The organism is Pseudarthrobacter sp. LT1, assembly GCF_035621795.1.
In the GTDB taxonomy this organism is placed as follows: Bacteria; Actinomycetota; Actinomycetes; order Actinomycetales; family Micrococcaceae; genus Arthrobacter.
The window spans coordinates 2,878,191-2,904,380 of record NZ_CP141830.1; the positions used below are offsets into that span (position 1 = coordinate 2,878,191).

At 64.9% G+C, this 26,190-nt stretch carries 26 protein-coding genes; 4 read left to right on the forward strand and 22 right to left on the reverse strand.

Annotated elements, in window-relative coordinates; genetic code table 11:
* Positions 1-203 precede the first annotated feature (203 nt).
* On the forward strand, positions 204-1,517 hold the full coding sequence (locus VIK36_RS13530) for an AI-2E family transporter (RefSeq protein ID WP_324642292.1): 1,314 nt from the start codon (positions 204-206) through the stop codon (positions 1,515-1,517).
* 13 nt (positions 1,518-1,530) lie between these two features.
* Here the strand turns inward: VIK36_RS13530 and VIK36_RS13535 are convergent, their stop codons facing one another.
* Both VIK36_RS13535 and VIK36_RS13540 read right to left on the reverse strand, forming a co-directional pair.
* The gene (locus tag VIK36_RS13535) at positions 1,531-2,328 is read right to left on the reverse strand and encodes an alpha/beta hydrolase (RefSeq protein ID WP_324642293.1); all 798 of its coding nucleotides are present in this window, start codon (positions 2,326-2,328) and stop codon (positions 1,531-1,533) included.
* Between the two features lie 44 nt (positions 2,329-2,372).
* The gene (locus tag VIK36_RS13540; RefSeq protein ID WP_159631654.1) at positions 2,373-2,726 is read right to left on the reverse strand and encodes an ATP/GTP-binding protein; all 354 of its coding nucleotides are present in this window, start codon (positions 2,724-2,726) and stop codon (positions 2,373-2,375) included.
* A 138-nt stretch (positions 2,727-2,864) separates the two neighbouring features.
* Between VIK36_RS13540 and nucS the strand changes: the two genes are divergently transcribed.
* Both nucS and VIK36_RS13550 read left to right on the forward strand, forming a co-directional pair.
* Positions 2,865-3,560 carry an endonuclease NucS gene (nucS, locus tag VIK36_RS13545; protein ID WP_159631653.1) on the forward strand — a complete coding sequence of 232 codons (696 nt, stop codon included), beginning with the start codon at positions 2,865-2,867 and terminating at the stop codon, positions 3,558-3,560.
* A 304-nt stretch (positions 3,561-3,864) separates the two neighbouring features.
* A complete protein-coding gene (locus VIK36_RS13550) occupies positions 3,865-4,068 on the forward strand; it encodes a cold-shock protein (protein ID WP_011692441.1) in 204 nt (67 codons plus the stop codon).
* A gap of 132 nt (positions 4,069-4,200) precedes the next feature.
* Here the strand turns inward: VIK36_RS13550 and VIK36_RS13555 are convergent, their stop codons facing one another.
* The 14 genes from VIK36_RS13555 to VIK36_RS13620 form a co-directional block, all read right to left on the reverse strand.
* Complete coding sequence (locus VIK36_RS13555; protein ID WP_420716213.1) at positions 4,201-6,798, reverse strand: bifunctional lysylphosphatidylglycerol flippase/synthetase MprF; 2,598 nt, start codon at positions 6,796-6,798, stop codon at positions 4,201-4,203.
* Positions 6,780-8,108: an alpha/beta hydrolase gene (locus VIK36_RS13560; RefSeq protein ID WP_324642295.1), complete on the reverse strand. Its 1,329-nt coding sequence runs from the start codon at positions 8,106-8,108 to the stop codon at positions 6,780-6,782. The genes VIK36_RS13555 and VIK36_RS13560 overlap by 19 nt, the downstream gene beginning before the upstream one ends.
* 5 nt (positions 8,109-8,113) lie before the next feature.
* Positions 8,114-8,545, reverse strand: coding sequence for a DUF2550 domain-containing protein (locus VIK36_RS13565; protein ID WP_159631651.1), 432 nt, complete (start codon positions 8,543-8,545; stop codon positions 8,114-8,116).
* A gap of 10 nt (positions 8,546-8,555) precedes the next feature.
* Positions 8,556-8,840, reverse strand: coding sequence for a F0F1 ATP synthase subunit epsilon (locus tag VIK36_RS13570; protein WP_018760117.1), 285 nt, complete (start codon positions 8,838-8,840; stop codon positions 8,556-8,558).
* Position 8,841: 1 nt separating this feature from the next.
* Positions 8,842-10,296, reverse strand: a complete 1,455-nt coding sequence (gene atpD, locus VIK36_RS13575; RefSeq protein ID WP_255172584.1) for a F0F1 ATP synthase subunit beta — start codon at positions 10,294-10,296, stop codon at positions 8,842-8,844.
* Between the two features lie 82 nt (positions 10,297-10,378).
* Positions 10,379-11,269, reverse strand: a complete 891-nt coding sequence (locus tag VIK36_RS13580; RefSeq protein ID WP_255172585.1) for a F0F1 ATP synthase subunit gamma — start codon at positions 11,267-11,269, stop codon at positions 10,379-10,381.
* 72 nt (positions 11,270-11,341) lie between these two features.
* Positions 11,342-12,979 (reverse strand): F0F1 ATP synthase subunit alpha, encoded by a 1,638-nt coding sequence (gene atpA, locus VIK36_RS13585; protein WP_141160059.1) that lies wholly within the window; start codon positions 12,977-12,979, stop codon positions 11,342-11,344.
* Between the two features lie 78 nt (positions 12,980-13,057).
* The gene (locus VIK36_RS13590; protein ID WP_324642296.1) at positions 13,058-13,885 is read right to left on the reverse strand and encodes a F0F1 ATP synthase subunit delta; all 828 of its coding nucleotides are present in this window, start codon (positions 13,883-13,885) and stop codon (positions 13,058-13,060) included.
* Positions 13,885-14,436: a F0F1 ATP synthase subunit B gene (locus tag VIK36_RS13595; RefSeq protein WP_175316623.1), complete on the reverse strand. Its 552-nt coding sequence runs from the start codon at positions 14,434-14,436 to the stop codon at positions 13,885-13,887. Before VIK36_RS13595 ends, VIK36_RS13590 begins: the two co-directional genes overlap by 1 nt.
* A gap of 54 nt (positions 14,437-14,490) precedes the next feature.
* Positions 14,491-14,709: an ATP synthase F0 subunit C gene (atpE, locus tag VIK36_RS13600; protein WP_003804776.1), complete on the reverse strand. Its 219-nt coding sequence runs from the start codon at positions 14,707-14,709 to the stop codon at positions 14,491-14,493.
* A 109-nt stretch (positions 14,710-14,818) separates the two neighbouring features.
* On the reverse strand, positions 14,819-15,619 hold the full coding sequence (gene atpB / locus VIK36_RS13605; protein WP_159631646.1) for a F0F1 ATP synthase subunit A: 801 nt from the start codon (positions 15,617-15,619) through the stop codon (positions 14,819-14,821).
* Between the two features lie 81 nt (positions 15,620-15,700).
* Positions 15,701-16,039 (reverse strand): hypothetical protein, encoded by a 339-nt coding sequence (locus VIK36_RS13610; protein WP_324642297.1) that lies wholly within the window; start codon positions 16,037-16,039, stop codon positions 15,701-15,703.
* Positions 16,032-16,514: a hypothetical protein gene (locus VIK36_RS13615; protein ID WP_324642298.1), complete on the reverse strand. Its 483-nt coding sequence runs from the start codon at positions 16,512-16,514 to the stop codon at positions 16,032-16,034. The genes VIK36_RS13610 and VIK36_RS13615 overlap by 8 nt, the downstream gene beginning before the upstream one ends.
* Positions 16,515-16,624: 110 nt before the next feature.
* Positions 16,625-17,737 carry an MraY family glycosyltransferase gene (locus tag VIK36_RS13620; protein ID WP_255172589.1) on the reverse strand — a complete coding sequence of 371 codons (1,113 nt, stop codon included), beginning with the start codon at positions 17,735-17,737 and terminating at the stop codon, positions 16,625-16,627.
* A 289-nt stretch (positions 17,738-18,026) separates the two neighbouring features.
* On the opposite strand from VIK36_RS13620, the gene VIK36_RS13625 reads away from it, so the two are divergent.
* Complete coding sequence (locus VIK36_RS13625) at positions 18,027-18,923, forward strand: glycosyltransferase (RefSeq protein WP_324642299.1); 897 nt, start codon at positions 18,027-18,029, stop codon at positions 18,921-18,923.
* Between the two features lie 46 nt (positions 18,924-18,969).
* Here the strand turns inward: VIK36_RS13625 and VIK36_RS13630 are convergent, their stop codons facing one another.
* From VIK36_RS13630 to thrB, 6 genes are all read right to left on the reverse strand, one after another.
* The gene (locus VIK36_RS13630; protein WP_324642301.1) at positions 18,970-19,737 is read right to left on the reverse strand and encodes a WecB/TagA/CpsF family glycosyltransferase; all 768 of its coding nucleotides are present in this window, start codon (positions 19,735-19,737) and stop codon (positions 18,970-18,972) included.
* On the reverse strand, positions 19,737-20,564 hold the full coding sequence (locus VIK36_RS13635) for an L-threonylcarbamoyladenylate synthase (protein WP_324642302.1): 828 nt from the start codon (positions 20,562-20,564) through the stop codon (positions 19,737-19,739). Before VIK36_RS13635 ends, VIK36_RS13630 begins: the two co-directional genes overlap by 1 nt.
* A complete protein-coding gene (gene prmC, locus VIK36_RS13640; protein WP_324642303.1) occupies positions 20,561-21,466 on the reverse strand; it encodes a peptide chain release factor N(5)-glutamine methyltransferase in 906 nt (301 codons plus the stop codon). Before prmC ends, VIK36_RS13635 begins: the two co-directional genes overlap by 4 nt.
* A gap of 16 nt (positions 21,467-21,482) precedes the next feature.
* Positions 21,483-22,556: a peptide chain release factor 1 gene (gene prfA / locus VIK36_RS13645; RefSeq protein WP_159631638.1), complete on the reverse strand. Its 1,074-nt coding sequence runs from the start codon at positions 22,554-22,556 to the stop codon at positions 21,483-21,485.
* Positions 22,557-22,783: 227 nt separating this feature from the next.
* Complete coding sequence (gene rho / locus VIK36_RS13650) at positions 22,784-24,922, reverse strand: transcription termination factor Rho (protein ID WP_324642305.1); 2,139 nt, start codon at positions 24,920-24,922, stop codon at positions 22,784-22,786.
* 292 nt (positions 24,923-25,214) lie between these two features.
* On the reverse strand, positions 25,215-26,189 hold the full coding sequence (gene thrB, locus VIK36_RS13655) for a homoserine kinase (protein WP_324642306.1): 975 nt from the start codon (positions 26,187-26,189) through the stop codon (positions 25,215-25,217).
* Position 26,190 lies beyond the last annotated feature (1 nt).

Genomic DNA, 26,190 nt, shown 5'->3' on the forward strand with positions numbered 1-26,190 from the left:
AAACACCTATCATCAGCGGGGGTTTGCCTTCAATAGTAACCTTTTTGTTACCAGCGCCCCCTTTTTTGCCCTTCCGCCCCGCCCGCACCGGCCCGCGCGCGGCGCCTTCGGCTCGTGGTGACAAGCCTGCTGATAGTGTTTGCGATGATCATCACACCGGCCCGCGCAGGCGGTGCCACGCACGGAACAGGCCCCCAAATCCATTGACTGACAAGACGGACCCGTCCTCGGCTGCAGCCGGAATTCCAGGGGATCCCAGGGGCCCTGTTCCTGCCGCCGTTCCTCCGCTCGCCATGGCAGCACGGCGCGGGGGTTCAGCCGCTGCAGCCCTTGGCCATGTGGTCCGCCGGCTTCGCCAGCCATTGCCCGGCGCCCAGCCCAGGCTTCGGTTCGAGATGCCGCCGGAATACACCGGACAGGCTCCGGAGTCGGAACACGACGGTGACGATGAGCCGCAGTTCGGCCACCCCGGACCGCGCATGTCCCCCCAGCATCCGCTCTACATGGGCTTCATGGGCACCGTGGGCGTGGGACTGGCGCTGCTGGTCTACTGGATCGGTTCCCACACCACGCAGCTGCTGCTGTGGATCGTGGCGGCGCTGTTCATCGCCCTGGGCCTGGAACCGGTGGTGGGCTGGCTCGAAAACCGGAAGATCCCGCGGCCCGCCGGCATCCTGGTATCCGTGGCAGTCCTGATGGGCGCGGTGGTCGGATTCTTTGCCACCCTCATTCCCACCATCGTTGAACAGGTCTCCGAAATCGTGCGGCAGGCGCCGGACTGGGTGCGCAACTTCATGGATTCGGATTTCTTCCGCAACGTTGATGACCAGTTCGGCGTGCGCGACCGGATCACCGAGGAACTGAACAAGTTCGTCAACGACCCCGCCGCGATGGGCGGCATTTTCGGCGGTGTAGTGGGCTTCGGATCCACCGTGGCCAACAGCCTCTTCGGCGCCCTGATCGTCCTGGTCCTGAGCCTGTACTTCCTGGCAGCGCTGCCAGCCATGAAGAAGTGGGGCTACCGCCTGGCCCCGCGCTCCCGGCGGAAGCGGGTTGCCGCCCTCTCGGAGGAGATCACGCGGTCGGTGGGAAACTACGTGATCGGCCAGGCGTGCGTGGCCCTGCTCAACGCCACCTTCGCGTTCGTGGTGATGTCCATCGTCGGCATTCCGTTCGCCCTGCTCCTGGCATTCGTGGTGGTCCTGCTGGCCTTCATCCCCCTGGTGGGCGGGATGATCGCGGGCATCGTGGTAACCCTCGTGTCCCTCACCGAGGGCTGGCAGGTGGCGGCCATCTACGCCATCTGCTACTTCGCATACCTGCAGTTCGAGGCGTACTTCATTTCACCGCGCATCATGCAGAAGGCCGTTGCAGTGCCGGGTGCCGTGGCGGTGATTTCCGTCATCGCCGGCGGCAGCCTGCTGGGTGTCCTGGGGGCCTTGATCGCCATCCCCACTGCCGCCGCCGTGCTGCTGCTGGTCCGGGAGATCTACATCGTCCGGCAGGACCAGCACTAGCACTGCGGGAAGCCTAGGCTCCGGCAGTCGCCGCCGGACCGTCCCATTCCTGCGGCAGCTCTGCACGGTCGGGGTCGGGACTGACCAGGGCCACAATGTCGTTCAGCACCCGGGCCGCGTACTTCTCCCCCACCCAGAGGTGCTTGGCCCCGGCCACGCCCACCACGCGGGCCTGCGGCACCAGGCTGAAGCGTTCGGTTGCCTCGGCCGGCTGCAGGAAGTCGTCATGCTCCGGTACCAGGACGGTGAGGGGCTTGCCTGATTCCGCCCACATCTGCAGGTGCTTGTCTGTGGCGCGGTGCAGCGGGGGCGAGAGCAGCACCGCACCCTCGATTTGTCCGGCCACCGGTTCCACGGCGCCGTACATCAGCGCCAGCTCGGTCCCGAACGACCATCCCACCAGCCAGCGGTTGGGCAGGCCCCGTTCGACGGCGAAGCGGACGGCTGCTTCCACGTCGTAGCGCTCGCCCACTCCCTCCTCGAAGGCGCCGCTGCTGGTGCCGCGCGGCGAGGCGGTGCCCCGGGTGTTAAAGCGCAGCACCGCGATGCCGGCCAGCGCCGGCAGCCGGTAGGAGGCCTTCCGGTAAACGTGGGAATCCATGAAGCCGCCGTGCGTGGGCAGCGGGTGGAGCGTGATCAGCGTGGCCTTGACCGGCCCCGACTCGGGCAGCGCCAGCTCCCCCACCAGTGTGTGGCCGTCCTCTGTCTGCAGCTCGATGTTCTCGCGCCGGGCAGGCAGGACAGTGGAGGCACGGATGGGAGCGGGGCCCTGGGTTGGGCTGAATTCGTACGGCGCCGGATCAAAAGTCATGCCTGCCAGCTTAGCGACCGCGGAGGTTCTTCTGCCGCGCCGCGTCAGCGGTAGCGGTAGCTGCGCGTCATCCAGCAGTTGGTGTGCCAGTGCCGCCGTTCCGCGAGGCCGGCGGCAGCTCCAAAGAGATGGTCATCCTTCCAGACCACCAGGTGGGCGATCCCGGGCAGTACGGCGGTGGAGCATTCCGGGCAGATGTAGGTCTTTTCGGCATTTTTGGCGGTCATGGTGCGGACCATCCACTCGCCGTCGGGAGCGCTTTCCCGGCGGGCGATTCCAGCCCGGGCACGCTCAAGGTCCAGTTCGGGAACGTCCGCACTGCCCTTCCGGCCTGCGCCCCGGCCGGAAACAGGGCCCTTGCCGGAAGCGGGACGGCGGGGACGGTTGGAACGCGGCATGTCTCCATTCTGCCCCAGCCGGTCCGCACACCGAGCCGTACCGTGGTGCCCCCGCCCGTCCGTGGCGTCCCTGCCGCTCCGCCCGGCCACCCGGCGTCGACCATGGCCTGCCGGAGCCCACGCGATAGTCTGTACGGCGTGCGACTCGTCATAGCCCATTGCTCCGTTGATTACGTTGGCCGGCTCAAGGCCCATCTCCCCCTCGCCACCCGGCTCCTACTGGTGAAGGCGGACGGCTCCGTGCTGGTGCACTCCGACGGCGGTTCCTACAAGCCGCTGAACTGGATGAGCCCGCCGGCAACCCTGCGCGTTACGTCCCCGGACGAAGTGGACCTCGAGCTGGGCGTGGTGGAGCAGTGGACCGTGCAGTCGGCCAAGACCGATGACCGGCTCATCATCAACATCCACGAGAAGGTCAGCGAGTCCTCCCACGACCTCGGCGTGGACCCCGGGCTGATCAAGGACGGTGTGGAAGCGGACCTGCAGCGGTTGCTGGCCGACCAGATTGAAACGCTGGGCCAGGGCTACTCCCTGATCAGGCGCGAGTACTTCACCGCGATCGGACCCGTGGACATCCTGGCCCGGGACGCCGATGGTGCCACAGTGGCCATCGAACTCAAGCGCCGCGGGGACATCGACGGCGTGGAGCAGCTGACCAGGTACCTGGAACTGCTCAACCGCGATCCCCTGCTGGCACCGGTCCGCGGGATCTTTGCAGCCCAGCAGATCAAGCCGCAGGCAAAGGTACTGGCCAACGACCGCGGGATCGACTGCGTCACCCTTGACTATGACGCCATGCGCGGAGTCGACGACAGCGAATCCCGGCTCTTCTAGAATTCCCTTTGTTGCTTCGGGCACCTAATTGGCGCTTTTCGAGACGGGGTTCCCTGTCACCTGTTTTTTACCTAAATTTTTTCTTTTTTGCTGTTCGGGCCGTTGACCTGCGGGAACGGGCATGAAATTCTTATCTCAGTCTTTGTGTAGGTGTTTTTCATGCTCGCAAGACATGTTGCGAGCGCGAAGCTCCTGCAGCGCCGGACCTGTCCCAGGCAAGGCAACCCAGGATTCTTCTCGCGGAGTGACCAAGGTCGGCACGAGGTGTGCCGGTCTTAAAAAGTTCCACAATGAGGAGAAATAAATGGCACAGGGAACCGTCAAGTGGTTCAACGCTGAAAAGGGCTTCGGCTTCATCACCCCGGACGACTCCGATGGCGATGTCTTCGTTCACTACTCCGAGATCCAGACCGGCGGCTTCAAGACCCTCGACGAGAACCAGCGCGTTCAGTTCGAAATCGGCCAGGGTGCCAAGGGCCCCCAGGCCACCGGCGTAACTCTGGTCTAGTACCGCCCGGCCGCTTGCCGCGGCTGTCAGCACAAACAAATGATCCCCGGCGCAATTGCCGGGGATCATTTGTTTGTGAAATATATATGCGCCGCAAATATGACTTTATCGTTGAGCGGCGTATGGCCGGTGTCAGGTCACTAATTTGCGGACCAGGCGGGCGCCCTGTGCAAGGGAAAGCCCCGGCAGGTAGGCGCGCGTCAGCGCCCTCCCGATGGCAGGCAGGTGCAGCGGGTCCTGGTAGTACAGGTACAGGGCCCGGTACTCGGGCTTGAACCGGGATTTGAAGGCTGCCAGGGAGCGGAAGCCATAGACGGGCTCAAGCGAGTGGCCCACCAGGTCCAGGATTCTCACGAGGTTCTGCGCGCCCTCATCGGTCGCGGCTGCGTCTTCCTCCCTTTCGGCGTCCCCTGCTGCGTCCCCTTGGGCTGCGTCCTCCGGACGGCTCGCCAGGGGCGAGCCGGACAGCGAGATCATGTCCACGGAATCGCGCAGCTCAAGGACAGCCGAGGCGATCAGGAACTCCATGACGCCGGGAAAGCCCTCACTGCCCCTGCGCATAACGTCCAGCGTCCGGCTGACCAGCCGCCCGCCGTCGTACACCGGAAGCCAGCTGGTCACGCCGTGGACCGCACCGTTGCCGTCCACGGCCAGGCAGCAGAGGACTTCCTCGTCATCGAGTTCGTCCACTCCCCCAAGCGTGAAGCCCATTTCGGGAACGGATTTGCCGGCCGCCCATTCCTCGGACACTTCGTTCAACCGGGACCGGAGTGCGGCCGGCAGCGAATGGTACGAGCCCCAGACCGCGTGCACCCCCAGCTTGGCGGCACGGTTCAGGGCCGTCCTGACGTTCTGCCATTCCTTTCCCTTGAACTCCAGCTGGTCCAGCGCCAGACGCGTCTCCTGGGCCACGGCCACCCGGGAGAAGCCACGTTCCCTGAGCGCCGGCCACAGCGTGTCGTCGCAGGAATACAGTGCGGGGATCAGCGCCTGGCTGCGGCAGTAGTCCAGGAAACCCTCCGTCACGCGTTGCTCCGCCTTGCGCTCCCCAAAGGCGCCGCCCAGGGTCAGTGCCACCGTCCCGTGCTGCTGGAAGGCCATGGCACCCGCGCCGTCCGGGCTGAACCAGTACGTGTTGGGCTCCCACAGCGCCATCCACGACAGCGGGCCGCCGCCCTGGTGGAGCAGCTGCCGCGCGCGGTCGCGGTCCTGCCGGCCGAAGTTCAGGCCGTGGTGCCGGCCCACGAGTACCCACCACACGGCCACCAGGGCCACGAGCCAGAAGATTGGCCCCGAGTAGGCGAACAGGAGGGCTTCGGCGCTGTCCTGTTCCGGGAAGACCCGGCGGAAATGCTGGGGTATGGGCACCGGAACATACTGCCGGGCCAACTCCGCGAAAAGGCCCAGCAGCCCGCCGTCGCGGGCCAGGCCGCCGGACGAGAACCAGGCCACGGTGTAGGAACTGGCCAGGACAAGCCATGTTCCGCAGACCACAACCCCGAGGGTGCGCCGGGCACCCGGCCGGGTCTGCACGCGGAACTGGCGGCGGTTCAGCCACAGGACCACCGCAAGCAGCAGGGGAACAACCACGAGTGGAAGGACGTGGGCGAAGGCCGAGGACAGCGGCGTTGCATGCGTGCCCTGGAGGCGCGAGGGAACCAGGGCGAACAGGGCCAGGTAGACCGCTGCCAGCGCCGTGACAGCCAGCTGGATGGCCAAGGCGATGTTAAGCGCGAGCCGGCGGCCCCGGCGCATGCCGTCCGCGCAGATCAGCAGCAGGATGACCGGCACCACTGCCAGCGCCAGGCCGAACGGTCCGGCGAATCCTGCCCTGCCTGTTTCGAGGCAGGAGGCATCAACGGTGGCGCCACAGTTGAACACGAGCTGGCTGAGCGTGGGCATCGGACTCAGCACGACGTCCCGCAGGAGTGCCAGCGGGCCGGTGGGTGCGCGGGTGATTCCCGTCAGGATGGGGCCCACGGCAAAGACGGCAACGGTGAGGGCCAGGAGGTTCCTGGTCTCGCGGCCGGTGGACCGGTGGCGATGGAGCCGTCCCTGGTCCCCCTGGATCCACCAGCCTGCCAGGAGGCCAAGAAGGGCACCGATGAGCCCAATAATGGTCTCGGCGTGACCTACGTAGAGGACCAGCAGGATCGAGATGGACAGCACCACGGTACGGAGCCGGCGCTGCCACAGCAGCGTGATCCGCGCACTGGCGGCAAGGCCCGCCGTCAGCACCGGCGCATAGGGCCCGATGAGGCTGTCATTCACCATTTTGTCCAGCCAGCCGTCCCCCACGTACCCCGCCAGCTGGGTCACCAGGAGGAACACCGTGACGGCGGCAAACTGCCCGCCAAAGAAGAGTCCGACGGCGGCACGCCGGCCCAGCTTGCGCTCGGCGAGTCCGAGCAGCAGGACAATCATCAGCGACGCGGTGAGGTAGGCCAGCGGGTTTGTGGCGAAGAACAGGCTGGTGAAGAGCGACCACCACTGCCCCTCGCGCAGGCCAGGCCCGCTGACAGACGCCAGCCCCAGGAGTTGCTCGGGCGGTCCATCCAGGAAGCTCCCGGTCAGTGCGGCGGCCGCCAGGAAGGCAACCACCACGCCAAGTGTGAAGGGCATCGATTTCAGCGTGCCCAGTGCCTGCTGGACGGCCGGGCGCCCGACGGCGGCCCACATCAGGACGACGGTACGGTCCGGTTTCCTGGTGCTCACCACTGCAGGCCCCATTGGCTGCCCAGGAACTGCAGTGCGTCCGCAAAGCGCTTGGACGAGGTATCCCAGGAGTGACCGGTGTGCTCCACCTCGTGTGCCTGCACGGTGAAGCCCGCGTTCTCTGCCGCAGCGGCCAGTGTCCGGAGGTTCCCCACGAACTCCGGATCGTTTTGGCCTGCCGTAAGGTACATGCCACTGGACTCGAACCGTTGGTGTTTCATGATCTCCAGTGGAGTCTGCTTGGTGAATTCTTCGGGGTTTCCAGGAAAGGCGGCGTCGATGGTTTTCTGCCGTTCCTTGGCAATGGCGGGTTCGGCCTCGCTGGAAAATGCCAGCACGTCCGCGTAGATGTCCGGATGCCGTGTTCCCATCTGCACTGCGCAGGTGCCGCCGAAGGAGAACCCGCCCACGGCCCAGTGGCTGTGGTTGGTGTCCACCGCCAGGGTGGAACTGATCCAGCGGGGCACGTCCTGGGACAGGTAGGTGTCTGCCTTGGCGATGCGGCTGTCCATGCACATGGTGTTTGCGGACTGCGATCCGTTCGGGTCCGGGATGACCACCACGGGGGCCACCCCGCCGTGTGCGGCGGCGAATGAATCCATATGGCCGCGGATTGCGCCACCGGTGAGCCAGTCCGCCGGGCCGCCGGGCTGCCCGGCCACCAGTACCAGCACGGGCAGCGCCGGCCTGTTGGCAGCAAAATAGGCAGGGGGAAGGTAGATGAAGGCATCCCGCGTGGCCATTCCCGAGGCTGTTCCCGGGATAGCGGACTTCCGCAGCTCGCCTCCGGCCGGCAACTCCCCCTCGGGCTTCCAGCCCTGGAGCGGGACACCGTCAGATTCGCCGGCGTGCCGCATGACGTCCTGCTCGAGGACCGGTATCCGGGCCAGGGCCGTTCCCAAAAGGTCGCTTACCGTCCTGTTCAGGCCAAAGTAGGCGTTGATCTGGATTGCTGAGAGCAGTACCACCAGCAGCGCGGCGAGGATTCCGGCCCCGCGTCCGCGCCAGCCCGTCCTGGGCAGGCGGAGCAGGCCCAGGAGGACTGCCGCCACACCGGGGACCAGCCACAGCAGTACCGGATTCGGCAGGTCCTCCGGGAAAACAGTGAAGACATTGATGAGGGCCCAGTGCACCGTGGCCACCAGCGCGAACGCGGCGGCGGCAGCAAGGAGGATGCGCAGCGCCCAGGTCCGGGCCCGGTGCACGGAAGTCATGGAGGCACGCCGGGGCGGCACCAGGAGATAGGCTGCGCCGCCAACTCCCAATACCAGGACGGTTCCATACAGTGGTCCGTCCGTGAGCCGGATGTCTGAAAACCAGTCCACGCCGGCTAGCGCCAGGTCCCCACGCCGATGACCGGACCCGCTTCCAGCCAGGAGGAAAGACCCGTGTAGGCGTCGAATTTCATGGCGAAGTGGAGGTCCTGCCCCTCGTACCGGAGTTCGACGATCACCACATCCGGCTGAACCTTGACGGCTTCAGCTTCGGTGGGTTTCCTGCGCCCCAGGAGCTCCAGGGAGCTGCGTTTGAAGGTGTACTTGGGCCGGACGCTCAAGGAGATGAGCCTGAACCATTCAAGGTCGTTGTCCTGATAACGACAAACCCCCATCTGCCAGCTGTTTCCAGCTACGCAAATGGAGGCGTCCACCGTGCCGAGGGCACGCCGCAGGTTGAAGCGGCGCACCCCCGAAAGGCACAGTGCAAAGATCAGCAATCCGAACGCGATTGCCAGTGCGATGAACGAAATACCCGGTGCGTCCATCAAGGTCGTGCTAGCGGATCCCAGCGGTAGCCGAGCCGCCCAGCTGGGCGTTGTCAGCAACGATAACCACGCGGTTGTTGTCAACGGAGAAGAATCCACCGTCCACATCTACCGCAATACGGTCCCCGGATACCGGCTGGATTGCCAGTTCACCCTCGGCCAGGATCGCCAGCAGGGGCGAGTGGCCGGGCAGGATTCCGATTTCACCATCGCTGGTGCGGGCCTTGACCATCTTGGCCGCTCCGGACCACACAAAGTGGTCCGCTGCGACAATCTCAACCTCAAGCTCAGCCATATTACTTGGTCTGTTCCTGGATCTTGGCCCACTGGCGCTCAACGTCATCGAGGCCGCCAACGTTGAAGAAGGCCTGCTCTGCGATGTGGTCGAGTTCGCCGTCGCAGATGGCTGCGAAGCCTTCAACGGTGTCCTTGATGGAAACCGTGGAGCCCTCGACGCCGGTGAACTGCTTGGCAGTGTAGGTGTTCTGCGACAGGAACTGCTGGATGCGGCGTGCACGCGACACGACGATCTTGTCTTCCTCGGAGAGTTCATCGACACCGAGGATGGCGATGATGTCCTGGAGTTCCTTGTTCTTCTGCAGGATCTGCTTCACACGGACAGCCGTGTTGTAGTGGTCCTTGCCGATGTACTGGGGATCCAGGATGCGGGAAGTCGACGTCAGCGGGTCAACGGCCGGGTACAGACCACGGGAGGCGATTTCACGGGAAAGTTCCGTGGTCGCGTCGAGGTGTGCGAAGGTCGTGGCCGGAGCCGGGTCGGTGTAGTCATCTGCGGGAACGTAGATGGCCTGCATCGAGGTGATGGAGTGGCCCTTGGTGGAGGTAATGCGCTCCTGCAGGAGGCCCATCTCATCCGCCAGGTTGGGCTGGTAGCCCACGGCCGAAGGCATGCGGCCCAGCAGCGTGGAAACCTCGGAGCCTGCCTGGGTGAAGCGGAAGATGTTGTCGATGAAGAGCAACACGTCCTGGTTCTGCACATCGCGGAAGTACTCCGCCATGGTCAGCGCGGACAGGGCCACGCGCAGGCGCGTTCCCGGCGGCTCATCCATCTGGCCGAATACAAGGGCGGTGTCCTTGAGGACGCCTGCCTCTTCCATTTCCACCCAGAGGTCGTTGCCCTCACGGGTACGCTCGCCAACACCGGCGAACACGGAAGTACCACCGAAGTTGCGGGCAACACGGGTGATCATTTCCTGGATCAGAACGGTCTTGCCCACGCCGGCGCCGCCGAACAGGCCGATCTTTCCACCCTTGATGTACGGGGTGAGGAGGTCGATGACCTTGATGCCGGTCTCCAGCATCTCGGTGGAACCTTCGAGCGAAGCGAAGCTGGGAGCCTTGCGGTGGATGGGCCAGCGTTCGCTGACATCCAGCTCGGACTCGGCAACGTCCAGGGGCTGGCCCAGCACGTTGAAGATGTGGCCCTTGACGCCGTCACCAACGGGAACGGAGATCGGGGCACCGGTGTCAACGACGCCGGTGCCGCGGACCAGGCCGTCGGTTGCCTGCAGCGAGATGGCGCGGATGAGGTTGTCGCCGAGGTGCAGCGCAACTTCGAAGGTAATGGTCTTGGTCTCACCGTTGAGAGTGATCTCGGTGGTGAGGGCGTTATAGATCGACGGGATTGCGTCAGCCGGGAATTCGACGTCGACAACCGGGCCGATTACGCGCGCAATACGGCCGGTTGCACCGGACGTTGCGGCTACGTGTTCGGTAGCAGTGGCAGTCATCTCTCTCACTTCATTCAGTAGATGGCGTGGGGTTAAGTCTATCTGTGGTGTTGCTGGTTCCGCGGAACCGAGGGTCGGGAGGCTACGACGCGAGGGCGTCGGCACCTGCAACAATCTCGGAGAGCTCCTGCGTGATTTCGGCCTGGCGGGCCGTGTTGCGCAGGCGCGTGTACTTCTTGATCAGGTCCGTTGCGTTGTCGCCTGCGGACTTCATCGCCCGCTGGCGGGCTGCAAGCTCGGAAGCTGCCGCCTGCAACATGGCTGCGAAGATACGGGATTCGATGTAGCGCGGCAGCAGGGCGTCAAGGACACGCTCCGTCTCCGGCTCGAACTCGTACAGCGGCAGGAGCTCCGATTCGGAAGCAGCCTGTTCTTCCACTACTTCCAGCGGGAGCAGGCGGATGACCGTCGGCTCCTGGGTAACCATGGACTTGAAGCGGGTGTAGACAACGTGGATTTCGTCCACGCCGCCCTCCTCGAAGTCAGTTGCGAAATCTGACAGCAGCGCCTCGCCGATTTCACGGGCGGTGGCGAACTCTGGAGCGTCGGTTCCTCCGGTCCAGACCCGCGCATATTCGCGGTTCCGGAATTCGAAGTACGCCTGGGCCTTGCGGCCCACGAGGTAGGTCTTGACTTCCTTGCCTTCGTCGTGGAGCAGCTCGAAGAGACCTTCCGCCTGCTTGAGCACACTGGCGGAGTAGGAACCTGCCAGGCCACGGTCCGAGGTAATTACCAGGACGGCGGCACGGCGGATCTGCTCCGGCTCAGTGGTCAGCGGGTGGTCGATTTCGCTTTGGCTGGCGACAGCAGAAACGGCGCGCGTGATCGCGTTCGCGTAAGGCAGTGAAGCTGCTACGCGCGCACGGGCCTTCCCGATGCGCGAGGTAGCGATCAGTTCCATCGCCTTGAAGATCTTGCGCATCGACGTGGTCGAGCTGATCTTCTGGCGGTAGACCCGGATCTGGGCTCCCATACTTATCCTTTCCTAACATTCCGTAGCCGGGTGTGCCGGACCCTGGGGCCCGGCACACCCGGCGATGCGGAACTAGCGCTTCTGCTTGACGATCTTTTCCTGGTCGACTTCGCCCTCGGAGATAGCGTCATGCTCCTCGTGGCCGGCGCCTACCAGGTGGTTGTCACCCTCGCCGAAGAAGCCCTTCTTGAAGTCCACGATTGAGGACTTCAGAGCGGCAACGGTGTCATCGTCCAGTACGTTGGTCTGGGCCAGCGTGGTCAGGATCGAGGACTTGTGGCGGAGGTGCTCCAGGAACTCGGCTTCAAAGCGGCTGATGTCCTCGACCGGGACGTCATCCAGGTAACCGTTGGTGCCGGCCCAGATGGACACAACCTGGTCCTCGACCGGGAACGGCGAGTACTGGCCCTGCTTGAGCAGTTCCATCAGGCGGGCGCCACGGGTCAGCTGCTGGCGGGACGCTGCATCCAGGTCGGATGCGAACATCGCGAACGCCTGCATGTCGCGGTACTGGGCAAGGTCCAGCTTCAAGGTACCGGAGACCTTCTTCATGGACTTCACCTGGGCTGCACCGCCAACGCGGGACACCGAGACACCAACGTCAACAGCGGGGCGCTGGTTGGCGTTGAAGAGGTCCGACTGCAGGAAGATCTGGCCGTCGGTGATGGAAATGACGTTGGTCGGGATGTAGGCGGAAACGTCGTTCGCCTTGGTCTCGATCAACGGCAGGCCCGTCATGGAACCGGCACCGAGCTCGTCGGAGAGCTTGGCGCAACGCTCCAGAAGGCGGGAGTGCAGGTAGAAGACATCGCCCGGGTAGGCTTCGCGTCCCGGCGGGCGGCGGAGCAACAGCGACACGGCGCGGTATGCCTCGGCCTGCTTGGACAGGTCATCGAACACGATCAGGACGTGCTTGCCGCCGTACATCCAGTGCTGGCCAATGGCCGAGCCCGCGTACGGTGCCAGGTACTTGAAGCCTGCGGGGTCGGACGCGGGAGAGGCCACAATGGTGGTGTACTCAAGCGCGCCGTTGTCCTCGAGGGTCTGGCGGATGGCGGCGATGGTGGACGCCTTCTGGCCAATGGCGACGTAGATGCAGCGGACCTGCTTGGTGACATCGCCCGAAGCCCAGTTGGCCTTCTGGTTGATGATCGTGTCGATCGCGATGGCGGACTTGCCGGTCTGGCGGTCGCCGATGATCAGCTGGCGCTGGCCGCGGCCGATCGGGATCATCGCGTCGATGGCCTTCAGGCCGGTCTGCATCGGTTCGTGGACCGACTTGCGCTGGGTCACGCCGGGCGCCTGAAGTTCCAGGGCACGGGTGGTCTCAGCCTTGATCTCGCCCAGGTCGTCCATGGGCTGGCCCAAGGGGTCAACCACGCGGCCGAGGAAGGCGTCGCCAACCGGAACGGACAGAACCTGCCCGGTCCGGTGCACTTCCTGGCCTTCCTCGATGCCCTGGAAGTCACCGAGGATAATGACACCGATCTCGCGGACGTCAAGGTTCTGGGCCAGGCCCAGCGTGCCGTCTTCGAAGCGAAGAAGCTCGTTCGCCATGACCGAGGGAAGGCCCTCAACACGGGCGATGCCGTCACCTGCGGTCGTTACACGGCCAACCTCTACGCGCTCTGCGTTTCCGGGTTCGTAGGACGCCGCGAACTCGTTCAACGCATTACGGACGTCGTCGGCGTTGATGGTCAATTCGGCCATCTGCAGTCCCTGCTCTCCTGTTTGTGATCACCGCAAACGGTGACCGGGGTTTCTATCAGTTTGGTTGTGCTTGTCCGGCTAGCCGGCCAGCTGGCGTTGCAGTTCGCCCAGCCGGGAAAGGACGGAAGCGTCGAGCACTTCGTCTCCCACCTGGACGCGGATTCCGCCAATGAGCGACGGGTCAACGTTGACGTTGACCTTCAGTTCCCGCCCGTACAGGGCATTCAGGCCCGCCTGGAGGCGTGACTGCTGCGTCTGCGACAAGGGCCGGGTTACGCTGACCGTTGCAATCCAGCGCTGCTGCCGCTTGGCCGCCAGTTCGGCGAACCGCTCCACAAGCCTGGTGGGCTTGATTCCGCGTGGCTGGCTGACTGCCTGCGTAATGAGGACTTTTGCTTCCTCACTGACGCCGGGCACCAGCCTCTCTGCAAGGGCAGCCTTCGCGGCGGAGCTTGCCTGCGGTTCGGACAGAGCACGTTGTACCTCGTGGTTGGAGGCAACAGCCTGGTTGAAGGAAAACAGGTCGTTTTCCAGCTCCTCCAGGCCAGTGATTCCGGAGGCAGAAACGGCCGACTTGTTTTCAGCAACGGAAATGACCACCGTTGCGGCAAGAGTCTCGAGTGCATCGCCGATGTCACGCGCCGATGCCCAGCGTGAGCTGGCCAGACCGGCCGCGATCTCAGCAGCATCAGCGGAGACTTTTCCGCCAACCAGCTGCCTCACCAGCGCCGACTTTTCGTCACCGCTGCGGGAGGGGTCAGTCAGGGCACGGCGCAAGCCAGCCGAGCTGTCCACCATTCCCAGAATTCCGAAGAGTTCCTTTGCCAGCTGCAGCGACGCCGTGGGAAGCTTCGCTTCCAAAGCGCCAAGGGCTGTTGCCAGCGATTCGCTCGATACGCCTGCCATTACTTAGCTGCACCTGCGTTCTGGGACTCCAGATCTGCCAGGAAGCGGTCCACTACCCGTGCTGCGCGTGCGTCGTCGTCGAGGGACTCGCCCACGATGCGGCCGGCAAGGGTGGTGGCCAGGGTGCCTACCTCAGAGCGCAGGGACACAACGGCCGCCTGGCGCTCGGACTCGATCTGTGCGTGGGCCTGCGCGGTGATGCGGGCAGACTCTGCTGCCGCCTTCTCCTTGAGATCCGCGAGGATCTGGGCACCTTCGGCGCGGGCTTCCTCACGGATGCGGTTGGCTTCGGTGCGGGCGTCGGTCAGCTGCTGCTTGTACTCTTCGAGTGCAGCAGACGCCTCAGCCTGGGCCTTTTCAGCCTTGGCGATGCCGCCTTCGATGGCCTCGGCACGCTCTGCGAAGGTCTTCTCGAACATCGGGACAACAAACTTGACCACGATGAAGAAGAGGATGGCAAAGCCCACGAAGACAACCAGCATTTCCCAGCCATTGGGAACAAGGGGGTTGACGTCGCCTTCAGCGGCGGCTGAGATGATCAGCTGATGCATATTTCACCCGTCCTTATCTACTCGGTTCTGAATGTTCGCTGAAGTTCTGAAGGTTTACTTGAGAACGAAAGCGAAGACCAGGCCCAGGATGGCGAGTGCTTCGGTCAGGGCCAGGCCAAGGAATGCGATCGGCTGCAGGACGCGCTGGGCTTCCGGCTGGCGTGCAACGCCGTTGATGTAGGCAGCGAACACGAGACCCACACCGATACCACCGCCGATAGCCGAGAGGCCATAGCCGATGAGGTTGAGGGAGCCGTTGATGGAGCCTTCCATTTTTTTTCCTTTCAAGATGCCACTTGTGTGGCAGGTTGTTTGGGTTGCTTCATCCCCGCGAGGGGAAGACTGTGGTGTGCCGCCGGAGCGTGCTGCCCGGCCGGCGAGCCTAGTGGCTGTCGGCGTGCAGTGCGCCTTCGATGTAGATCGCGGTCAGCAGCGTAAAGACGTAGGCCTGCAGGACCATGATCAGGGCTTCAAGCATGTACATGGCAATGGCACCGGCAAGAACCAGGATTGAGGTTCCCTTCAGCAGGACGTTCTCCTGCATGATGAGGTATTCGATGCCGGAACCGGCGATCATCACGATCAGGTGGCCGGCGAGCATGGTCGCGAACAGACGGAGGCTGTGCGTGACGGGCCGGACAACGAAGTTGGAGATGATTTCGATCGGAATGACGATCGGCAGGATGTACCACGGCACGCCCGAGGGGACGGTGGCCAGCTTGAAGTACCGCAGGCCGTTCTTCTTGACGCCGATGGCGATCCAGGTGACGTAGACCAGGCCGGCCAGCACATACGCTCCACCCACGTGCGAGAACGTGGGGAGCTGGAACACCGGAATGGCGCCGTAGATGTTGTTGACCAGGATGAAGAAGAACAGGCTGAACAGCAGGGGGACGTACTTGATGAAGTCCCTGCCGCCGATGATGTCCTTGGCAATGCCGTTGCGGACGAAGCCGTACGCGGCTTCGCCGGCGAACTGGAGCTTGCCGGGTACCAGCTGCTGCTTGCGTGCGGCGAGCACGAAGAAGACGGCGATAAAGACGACAGAGAGGAGGACCAGCAGCATCTGCTTGGAGAATCCTTCTGCGGCACCCCACGGCAGGATTGCCGGCAAATGCATTTCGTTAATACCAGGAGGAGTGAACTCTCCTGAATCTTGGGCCGGGAGCGCAAGCGCGATCAACGCGTTTCCTCTCTGCAGTGTCCATCATTGGGCGTTGGGCGGGGTCCGGCAGCCTGACAGCCTGCTGTTCCCCCTGTGAAATTATTTGGCATTATCTTCTCCGTCCTGGGACGGTGCGCTGGGAGCATGGCGCCCATCAGCATTTTTGCGGGAACTGGTGAGGCCATGCATGTGGGAAAGGTAGAAACCTCCGACGGCTCCAAGCAGAGCGCCTGCGAGCACAATCCAGCGCGTTCCCCACAGATAATCCAGTCCCCACCCTATCAAACTCCAGACGATGATTCCGCCAATGATGTAGCTGAATACAGCCATTCCAGCGTTGTAGCCGCCATCGGTGGATGCGTCGGAAGAAGCCGGCGTGGAGCCGTTGGAGCCGCGTTTGCCGTCGCCGGCGCCTGCGGTTTTTTTCGGATCACGCATCGGATGCTCCCCTGTCTTCAGGATCGTTGTAGATCTGGAGGCGTGCCCTGCTGAAGCCGTGGATCTCCGCGGCCTGCCACAGGACGACGGCAACGACGGCACCGATGACGAACCAGCGGCCGTGCAGCCATTCCGGAGCCCCGATGACGAACAGGACAACGGCGAAGCCAACTACCTTGATGAAGTAGGTTGCTACGAACATCCCGATCGCACCCGAGGGGTTGCGGCGTCCCACGAAGTGCCCCACCAGCAGGCTGATGCCAAAGAAAAGCATCACCAGCAGGCCACCAAGGAAACTGGACACCGCCCCGGTTGCCCCGTTGAGGATTCCGGCCGGGATTGCGCACACCACAAGTCCGGCCGTCGCGGCAATCGAACTGCGCTTGAGCAGGTTCAGCCAGAGCGAACGGGTGGGACCGGACGTACCAACGGGTCCATTGCCGGAGGCAGGTCCGGACTCGGCGTTGGAGGTCATGCGATCCAATCGTCGGCACCACATGGCAGATCGCCAGGAGGCAGGGGGTGGAGTGGCAGCTTGGGCTGCCCCTAAATTCTACACGAGATAGAAATAATTCAGAACCGCCGTTACGCCGCGGTTTCCCCATTGCCGCGGGACAGGTACGGCCACGCTGTCACCAGTCCCATGACCAGCGTCGCGAAGATGTCCACGGCGAGCACGATGTGCCAGGGGAAGACAGCGAACGCCAGGCCGCCGAAGGAGAGCACGGCGGTCCACAGGTACATCAGGACCACCGCGGTACGGTGCGAATAGCCGATGTCCAGCAATTTATGGTGCAGGTGTCCGCGGTCCGCCGACCAGGGCGAACGCCCGCGGGCCGTCCGCCGGACGACCGCCAGACCGAGGTCCAGCAGCGGCAGGAAGAGGACGGCGAAGGGAAGCAGGATGGGGATAATGGTGGAGATACCGTTGGCACGGTCGTAGAGGCCCGAGGTGATCTGCCCCGTGGACACGACGCCGGCCGAGGCCATGAGGAGCCCAATCAGCATGGCGCCGGAGTCCCCCATGAAGATCTTCGAGGGAAAGAAGTTGTGCGGCAGGAAGCCAAGGCACCCGCCCACCAGCACGGCCGTAATGAGCGTAGCCAGGTCTGAATAGTCCAGCAGGACTGCGTTCCGGTGGACCCAGTAGGCGGTGATGAAGAACGCCGTGCCGCCGATGATGGCCACTCCCGCGGCGAGGCCGTCCAGCCCGTCAATGAAGTTGAAGGCGTTCATGGTGGTGACGATCAGTCCGGCCGTCAGCACTATCCGCAGTGTTCCGTCCTGGAGGTAGATGGGTTCAGGTACCCAGGGGACGATGGTCATCTGGACACCCCAGATGGCCACTGTCAGTCCGGCGGCGCTCTGGCCGATCAGCTTCACCCACCAGCGGATGTCCAGCAGGTCGTCCGCCACGCCCACCAGGACGATGACCGCTGCTCCCGCCAGGACACCCCACGGTGAAAAGTTGTTGCGGTAGATGTCCTTGACGAAGAAGGACTGGCTGGCAACGACCAGCGCCACCATGACGCCCAGGAAGATTGCCACCCCGCCCAGCCTGGACACCGGCGTGGAATGCATGTCGCGGCTGCGGATGGGCAGGTGCAGCTCAAGCCGGTGCCCCACGATGCGGGCGCCCCAGGTGGCCCCGTAGGAGACAATGGCGGCGGTGAGCCCCATGAGCAGGTACATGATCATGGGACGGCAACCGCTTCAAGGGTGGTGGTGCCAAAGCCGCTCGGCTGATGTGGCAGCCGGTTGGGGGTGGGTGGGCTCACGGGCCGGGAATCTGTTCTTCGATAAATGAAACTTCTCCGTCGCCGAGCGCGCAGCAGGCAGTGCGCACAGACGTACGCGCAGCGCCTTACAGGGCTGTATTACAGTGGACTCTAGTCAAAGATACTAGTGCCAACGGCACCATGGCTCCGCGCCACACGGGCGCACAACAGGCGGGGAACTCCCTTGCAGCCATGCTGAAAGGACCCCCATGACCCCCCGCATTGCGGTTGCCGCCGTGACTTTCGACCGGCCCAAGGAACTCTCCGTCCTGCTGGATTCGATCAATGCCCAGAGCCGGCACGTGGACACGATTTGCCTGGTGGACAGCGGCACCACCCCGGCCGCGGATGTGGCAGCGGCGCACCCCAACGTGGACTATGTGCGCTCGGAAGCGAATCTGGGCGGCGCGGGCGGATTTGCGCTTGCCGCGCTCAAGGCCGTCGCCAGCGGTGCCCGCTGGATCTGGATGATGGACGACGACGCCGAGCCGGCAGATCCGGAATGCCTCGCCACGCTGCTTCGTGAGGCTGAGGCACGCGACCTGGAGGCGGTGGTCCCTTTGGTCACGGCGCCCGACCATCCCGACCGGCTGTCCTTCTTCTTCCGCCTGGACGGCAAGGTCACGCACGACAGGGCCGAGGTGGAGAAACGAGGCTTCCTGCCGGACGACGGCCACTTCTTCAACGGTGCGCTGATCCGCTCCGACGTGTTCTTCAAGGTGGGCCTGCCGGACATGCGCCTGTTCATCCGCGGCGATGAAGTTGATTTCACCATCCGGCTGCGCAAGGCCGGGATCCGCTTTGGCACCGTCACCACCACGGCCATTACGCACCCGCACGCCTTCGGGGAAACGCAGCACGTCTACGGCGCCCGCTGGCACGTGATCGTCCCGGACTCCGCCTTCAAGCGTTTCTACTATTACCGGAACCGGGGCTACCTGATCCGCCGCTACTTCCGGGTGCGCTCGTTCGTGGCCGACGTCGGCGGGTATCTGGGCTACTTTCTGCAGCGCCGCGACCTTCCGGGCTTTCTGGGGTGGGCACGTTCGTTCACCACCGGCCTGCGGGGCAAGGGCTTCGCTCCGTTGGAGGACCAGAAGTTCTAGGCGAACCCTGCCGCTGTTTGCCGCGCTCCGCTGCTTCCGGCCCCGGTTACCTGTTCAGGCCCGGTTTTCCGAGCCTCCGGGCGGCCAGGAGCCACAACAGGACCCAGGGCTCCCCCAGCACGCGGTAGGCCACGCGGCGGGGATGCAGGAGCAGGCGCCACGCCCACTCCAGGCCCATCCTGCCCAGCCACCGGGGGGCCAGCTTCTGCACGCCGGCCAGCTGCTCGATGGCGCCGCCCACGGCGCAGTACACGGCAGGCGGCATCTCAGTTAGCCGCCGCTGCAGCACTTCCTCCTGGAGCGGCATGCCCAGGCCAAGCAGGACCAGCTGCGGCTGTTCCCGGTGCAGCCAGGCAACGGCTGCCTCCTCCAGTGCAGGACCCCATCCTTCACCGGGAAAGCCTGACACACGGGCGCCCGGAACGATGTCCTTCAGCCTGCTGACTGCCCCCGCGTTCGCCTCCGCACCTGCACCGATCACGGCAATCCGTTCAAGGCCGCGCACTTGGTCCAGCGCCGGCAGCCAGTCCGTTGAACCCAGCCGGTAATCCATGACGGGGCCTTCGGCGTTGCCGGTCCTCCCCCACAGCCACAGCACGGGTGCGCCGTCCAGGAGCACGACGTCGCTGTCCTCGTAAAGGCGCCGGAATCCGTCGTCGGACAAAGCCAGCGTGACGCTGTGCAGGTTGTGGCCCAGGACGGTACGGGTAGAGCCATCCGCCACGAAGCTGCTCAGTTCCGCCACCAGTTCGGGGACGCGCAACGGTGTGGCGTGGACGTCCAGGACAGGAATCTGCTGGCGGTCCAGCGCCATCAAGGCTGCTGGTTCCCGGCCGGCGTGGTGGATTCCGCGGCCGGGCCGGTCACGGCGGACGACCCGGACGCCTCAGGTGCGGCCCCGCCGTCGTCCTGTACATCGGCTGCGCTTGACTGACCTGCGCCAATTTGCTCACCGCCGGCTTCCTCTTCGGCCATGGGGATCTCTCCCAGGCCCAGGACGCCGGGGACGTGCCCGCGGAGCTGGTCCAGGCTCACTGCCCCGTTGCGCACCACGCGCAGGATGGGACCGGTGGCATCCACAATGGTGGACGGCACGCCGGCTTCACCCTCCACGGGGCGCTGGCCGCCCTCCAGGTACACCTCCACGGAATCAGCAAGCTGCTCCCGGGCGGCAGCTGCGGTCTGGGCCGGGGCGTGTCCGGTGCGGTTTGCGGAGGACACGGCAAGTGGGCCGGTCAAAGTCAGCAGTTCCAGGGCCACCTCGTCGGCAGGCATCCGCAAGGCCACGGTCCCCTTGGTTTCGCCCAGGTCCCAGTCCAGGGACGGCTGTGCGTGCAGGATCAGCGTCAGGCCTCCGGGCCAGAAGGCCTCGGCGAGTTTCCGTGCGTCAGCCGAGACCTCGGTGGCCAGGCCGTCCAGGGCGTTGATCCGCGGAATCAGGACGGGCGGCGGCATGGTGCGGCTGCGCCCCTTGGAAACCAGCAGCATGGTGACGGCCTGGGGCGAGAACGCATCCGCGCCGATCCCGTAGACGGTGTCCGTGGGGAGCACGACGCACTTCTTCTCACTGATGGCGCGCTGGGCGTGTTCCAGGCCCCGGGCCCGCTCGTCGTCGATGGTGCAGTCATAAGTTGTGGTCACTGGCCCATTCTTTCATTCCGTGCGGAGTCCCCCACGAGCACGGCGCTGGTGGCGCGCTCCTTGCCGTTGAGGTCCAAGTGCGTTGTGATGGCTGTCCAGGTTCCGGTCCTTGCAAGCATGGCGGCGATCCAGCCGGCCTGGACTTCTGCGTGTTCCATGACGAAGTAGCCCCCCGGCCGCAGCAGCCGGGCAGCGGAGGCCGCTGCCGCCGTCGGAAGTTCCATGCCGTCCGCTCCCCCGCCGTACAAAGCTTCCGGCGGATCGTGCAGGGCTACTTCGGGTTCGTTGGGGATGGCTTCGGCGGGGATGTACGGCGGGTTGGAAACCACCACGTCGACGCTTCCGTTAAGCTCCGGGAAGGCGTCGCGCAGGTCGCCCAGGACAAGGTTGACGCCCAGCGGCGCCAGGTTTTTCGCCGCCCAGGCGTGCGCGAACGGGCTGAATTCGACAGCATGCACCTCGGCTCCGGGAAGTTCGGAAGCGAGCGAACCGGCGATGGCACCCGACCCCGTCCCAAGGTCCACCATGCGGGGACTGCGCATGCCGCGGACGTGGTCGATGGCCAGCTGGACCACCGATTCGGTCTCCGGACGGGGAATAAAAACCCCCGGCCCCACAGCCAGCTCCAGGTAGCGGAAATGCGCCACCCCCGTGATGTGCTGCAGCGGGATCCGGCGCGCACGTTCGGCCACCAGCTCGCCATACCCCTGCGGTGCGGGAGTGTCGCCAAGCATCAGGGAGCGCAGGCGTCCCAGCCCGACGTTCAGGAGATGGTCCGCCAGGAGCTCCGCGTCGGCGCGGGGGCTGGGGACCCCGGCTTCAGCCAGCAGTGCGGCAGCCTCACGGACAGCTGCAGCCAGTGTCTGGGTCTGGGCAGGCACCGCGGAGGTGGGCTCGGTCATGGGTGGCAGCTTCCGCTCAGTCGCCGATGGCGTCCAGCCGCGCCTGCTCGTCCATTTCGATCGCCGACTGGATGACCGGTTCCAGGTCACCGTTCATGACCTGGTCCAGGTTGTAGGCCTTGTAGCCGGTGCGGTGGTCGGCGATCCGGTTTTCCGGGTAGTTGTAGGTGCGGATGCGCTCGGAGCGGTCCATGGTGCGGATCTGTGACTTGCGCTGTTCCGAGTTGGCGGCGTCGATCTGCTCCTGCTGGTGTGCCAGGATGCGGGCGCGGAGGACGCGCATGCCGGCCTCACGGTTCTGCAGCTGGGACTTCTCGTTCTGCATCGCCACCACAATGCCGGTGGGAAGGTGCGTGATGCGGACGGCGGAGTCCGTGGTGTTCACGGACTGGCCACCCGGGCCCGAGGACCGGTACACGTCAATTTTGAGGTCGTTCTGGTTGATCTCGAGCTCTTCCGGCTCGTCCACTTCGGGCAGGACCAGCACGCCGGCAGCCGAGGTGTGGATGCGGCCCTGGGACTCGGTCACAGGCACGCGCTGGACGCGGTGCACGCCGCCTTCGAACTTAAGCCGGGCGTAGACGCCCTCAGCGGGATCGTTCGAGTTGCCTTTGACAGCCACCTGGACGTCCTTGTAGCCGCCAAGGTCCGATTCGGTGGCGGAGATGATTTCGGTCTTCCAGCCGCGGGACTCCGCGTACCGGGTGTACATTCGCAGCAGGTCGCCGGCGAACAGGGCAGCCTCGTCGCCACCTTCACCGCCCTTGACCTCGAGGATCACGTTGCGCGCATCGTCCGGATCGCGCGGAATCAGCAGGCGCCGCAGCTTGGCGGCAGCAGTCTCCAGCGCGGCCTCGAGTTCAGGCACCTCGGCAGCAAACTCGGGATCCTCGGCAGCCATCTCCTTGGCGGCAGCAAGGTCATCCCGGATACCTTCCCATTTGTGGTAGGCCTCAACAATGCCATTGAGCTGAGCCGACCGCCGCCCCAGCTTCCGGGCAAGCCGCTGGTCAGCATAAACAGCAGGATCCCCCAGCTGCGCCTGGATGGAGTCATGCTCATCAAGCAGGCCCTGTACGGACTCAAACATCTATAAACCTCTTTCGACTTGTACAAGTCTAGTAATGCGACGCGTTAGGTGGGACGAACGCAGGTCGGGCGGTTTTTTGCCGCCCCGGGAGTGGCATCGGGCCTGCCGGAGCGTGGTGGCCAAAGTCCGTCAGGACGTGGCCACCACGCGTAGGGGCGGGGGCGGCAAAAAACCGAACGACAAAGGGGCGGGGCCGGCAAAATGCGTCGGCCCCGCCCCTGGTGAAACTATTTGTCGTTATCCGACTTCGCACCAAGCGTCGTCTTCTGGACCTGCATGAGGAACTCGACGTTGCTCTGCGTTTCCCGGATCTTGTTGGTGAGCAGTTCAAGGCTCTGCTGGGTCTCGAGTCCGGAAAGGACGCGGCGCAGCTTCCACATGATCTTGACTTCTTCGGGCGAGAGCAGGTTCTCTTCGCGGCGGGTACCGGATGCGTTGACATCCACGGCCGGGAAGATGCGCTTGTCTGCCAGCTGGCGGGACAGGCGCAGTTCCATGTTGCCGGTGCCCTTGAACTCTTCGAAGATGACCTCGTCCATCTTGGAGCCGGTCTCGACGAGGGCGGTGGCCAGGATGGTGAGCGAGCCGCCGTTTTCGATGTTGCGGGCGGCACCGAAGAAGCGCTTGGGCGGGTAGAGGGCTGCGGAGTCCACACCACCGGACAGGATGCGGCCGGAGGCCGGTGCTGCCAGGTTGTAGGCGCGGCCCAGGCGGGTCATGGAGTCCAGCAGGACCACCACGTCCATGCCCATTTCCACGAGGCGCTTGGCGCGTTCGATGGAAAGTTCGGCCACGGTGGTGTGGTCATCTGCGGGACGGTCGAAGGTGGAGGCAATGACCTCACCCTTGACGGTGCGCTGCATGTCCGTGACTTCTTCGGGCCGTTCGTCAACCAGCACCATCATGAGGTGGACCTCAGGGTTGTTGGTGGTGATCGCGTTGGCGATGGACTGCAGGATGAGCGTCTTGCCGGCCTTGGGCGGGGAGACGATCAGGCCACGCTGGCCCTTGCCGATCGGGGCGACGAGGTCGATGACGCGGGGGCCGATCTTCTTGGGATCGGTCTCGAGGCGCAGGCGCTCCGACGGGTACAGCGGAACCAGCTTGGCGAATTCGACGCGGTCCTTGAGTTCTTCCGGCGTCTTGCCGTTGACGGACGTGACGCGGACCAGGGCGTTGAACTTCTGGCGGTTGGACTGCTGGCTGCGGTCTTCGCCTTCGCGCGGTGCACGGATTGCGCCTACCACGGCGTCACCCTTGCGCAGGTTGTACTTCTTGACCTGGGCCAGGGAGACGTAGACGTCGTTGGGGCCGGGCAGGTAGCCGGAGGTGCGGATGAACGCGTAGTTCTCGAGGACGTCGAGGATGCCGGCGACCGGCAGCAGCACGTCGTCGTCGGTGACCTCGACGTCGTCCACGTCCGGACCCTGGTTGCGGCCGCGGCGGCGGTCGTTGCGGTCGCGGAAGCGGTCGTTGCGCGAGTTGTCCCGGTCCTGGCCGCCGGAACGGTCGTTGCGGTCATTCCGGTCGCGGCGGTTACGGCGGTTGCGGCGGCTTCCGCCGTCGGCGTCGTCGTTGTCGCGGTTGTCCCGACCGCCATCGCGCTGGCCGGCTTCGCGGCTGCCGGCGTTGTCGCGGCCGCCATCGGAATCGCGGGTGTTGTCACGGCCGCGGGTGCGTCCGCCTTCACGGCGTTCGGTGCGCTGGCCGGCGTCCCCTGCTTCTGCGGGGGTTTCGGTGCGCTGTTCACCCGAACGCTGTTCGCCCGCACGCTGTTCCGCGGCCGGCTGCTCTGCCGGGGTTTCCACCGGGGCTTCCTGGACGGAGGCGGCAGCGGCTTCGCCGCGGCGGCGGTTGCGGGTGCGCGGCTGGCGGCGCTCGGGGGCGCCTTCGGTTGCCTCGGTGGTTTCCGCGGGGGCAGCCGACGGCGCCTCGACGGTTGCGGCGGCAGGTGCGGCAGCGGTTTCCACGACGGGAGCTTCGGTTGCCGGGGCAACCACGCCGTCACTGACAGCGCGGCGGCTGCGGCCGCGTCCGCGGGCACGGGTGCCTTCAGCGGCAGGAGCTTCTGCGGCAGCGGCCTCCGGAGCGGCTGCGGCAGGAGCCACGCTGCTTTCCGGAGCCTTTTCCGTTGCCTTCGCAGGAGTCTTGACGGTCAGGGTCCCTGCGCGGTGGGCGGAGATGGCCGAAACCAGGTCCCCCTTGCGCATGCGGGAGCCGCCGGAGATGCCGAGCTGGCTGGCGAGGGCCTGCAGCTGGGCGAGCTTCAGGCCGGCGAGGCCGCTGCTCTTGGCGGGTGCGGCCGATGATTCGGCAGCAGAAGTTGTGTGTTCCACAGCTGGCGACAGCTCAGTGGTTTCGGTCACGAAGGATCCTTCCCCCTCGACGGCGTCCAGACTGGGAGCTGGACGCGATGATTTGATCTGGGCTGCAGTTCAGATCTGCAGCCGGATTTCAGCCTTGCCGGTTGGATTTCGGCCAGCAGGGCCGGATACTGATTCACCTTGCGCTGCGCCCACGGCGCAACGCCTGACTGACGCTTCAGGGGCAGTTGGATGCTGCAGATTCCTGCGACAGACCAAGCAGGTGGCACCGGAATACATTCACAGTGGTAGATCAAACAGCAACTGAATGCAGGAGCAGATCAGATAGGCGGAATTACCGCCGGTGCACGTCCACCTTAGCACCTTCAACGTCCACTGCGAGCTTCAGCACGCGCCAGCCAATGTCCGGCGTGTTCTCCGATGTAAAGGCCTCGATGAAGGCCAGTGCATCACTGGCCTGTGCTTCGCCGTTGGCCAGCACCAGGACGGTTGGCCCGGCGCCGGAAACCACTGCTGCGTAGCCTGCTTTGCGGAGGGCGCCGATCAGCGCCGCGCTGGGCCGCATGGCTTCCGCCCGGTAGCTCTGGTGCAGGTAGTCCTCGGTGCCCGGCAGGAGAAATTCAGGCTTTTGCGTCAACGCATGGATCAGCAGCGCCGCACGGCCCGAATTCATGGCCGCCGCATGGTGTCCCACTGATGCGGGCAGCAGGGCGCGGGCGGCTTCGGTGGACAGTTCGAAGTCTGGTACCGCCACGATGGGGATGATGGACCCGGCAACGGTGGCAGTGGTGCTGCTGTACTGCTCACTGTCCTGCCATGACAGCGCCAGTCCGCCGAAAATCGCCGGTGCGACGTTGTCCGGGTGGCCTTCCATCTCGCTGGTGAGCTGCAGGATCCAGTCGCGGCCGCGCCGGCTTTCACCTGGAACCATGGCATTGGCAGCAGACACAGCCGCCACCACCGCCGAGGCGGACGAGCCCAGTCCCCTGCCGTGCGGGTTGACGTTTTCGGCAGTCACCTTCAGGCCGCCGTGGCGGAATCCCAACCGTTCAAAGGCCGCGTCCATGGCCCGGATCACCAGGTGGCTGGCGTCCCGGGGCAGGGTTTCCGCCCCTTCGCCGCGCAGGTCGAAGACGAGTTCGTTCGTGTCCAGGCTTTCCACGGTCAGGGTGTCGTGCAGGGCCAGTGCAAGCCCCAGGCTGTCGTAGCCGGGACCAAGGTTGGCCGTGGTGGCGGGGACGCGGACAGTGACGCGCTGGCCCGGCTCAATCAGTTGCAGTCCGACGGCGGCCTGCGAGGTGGTGTCCAAG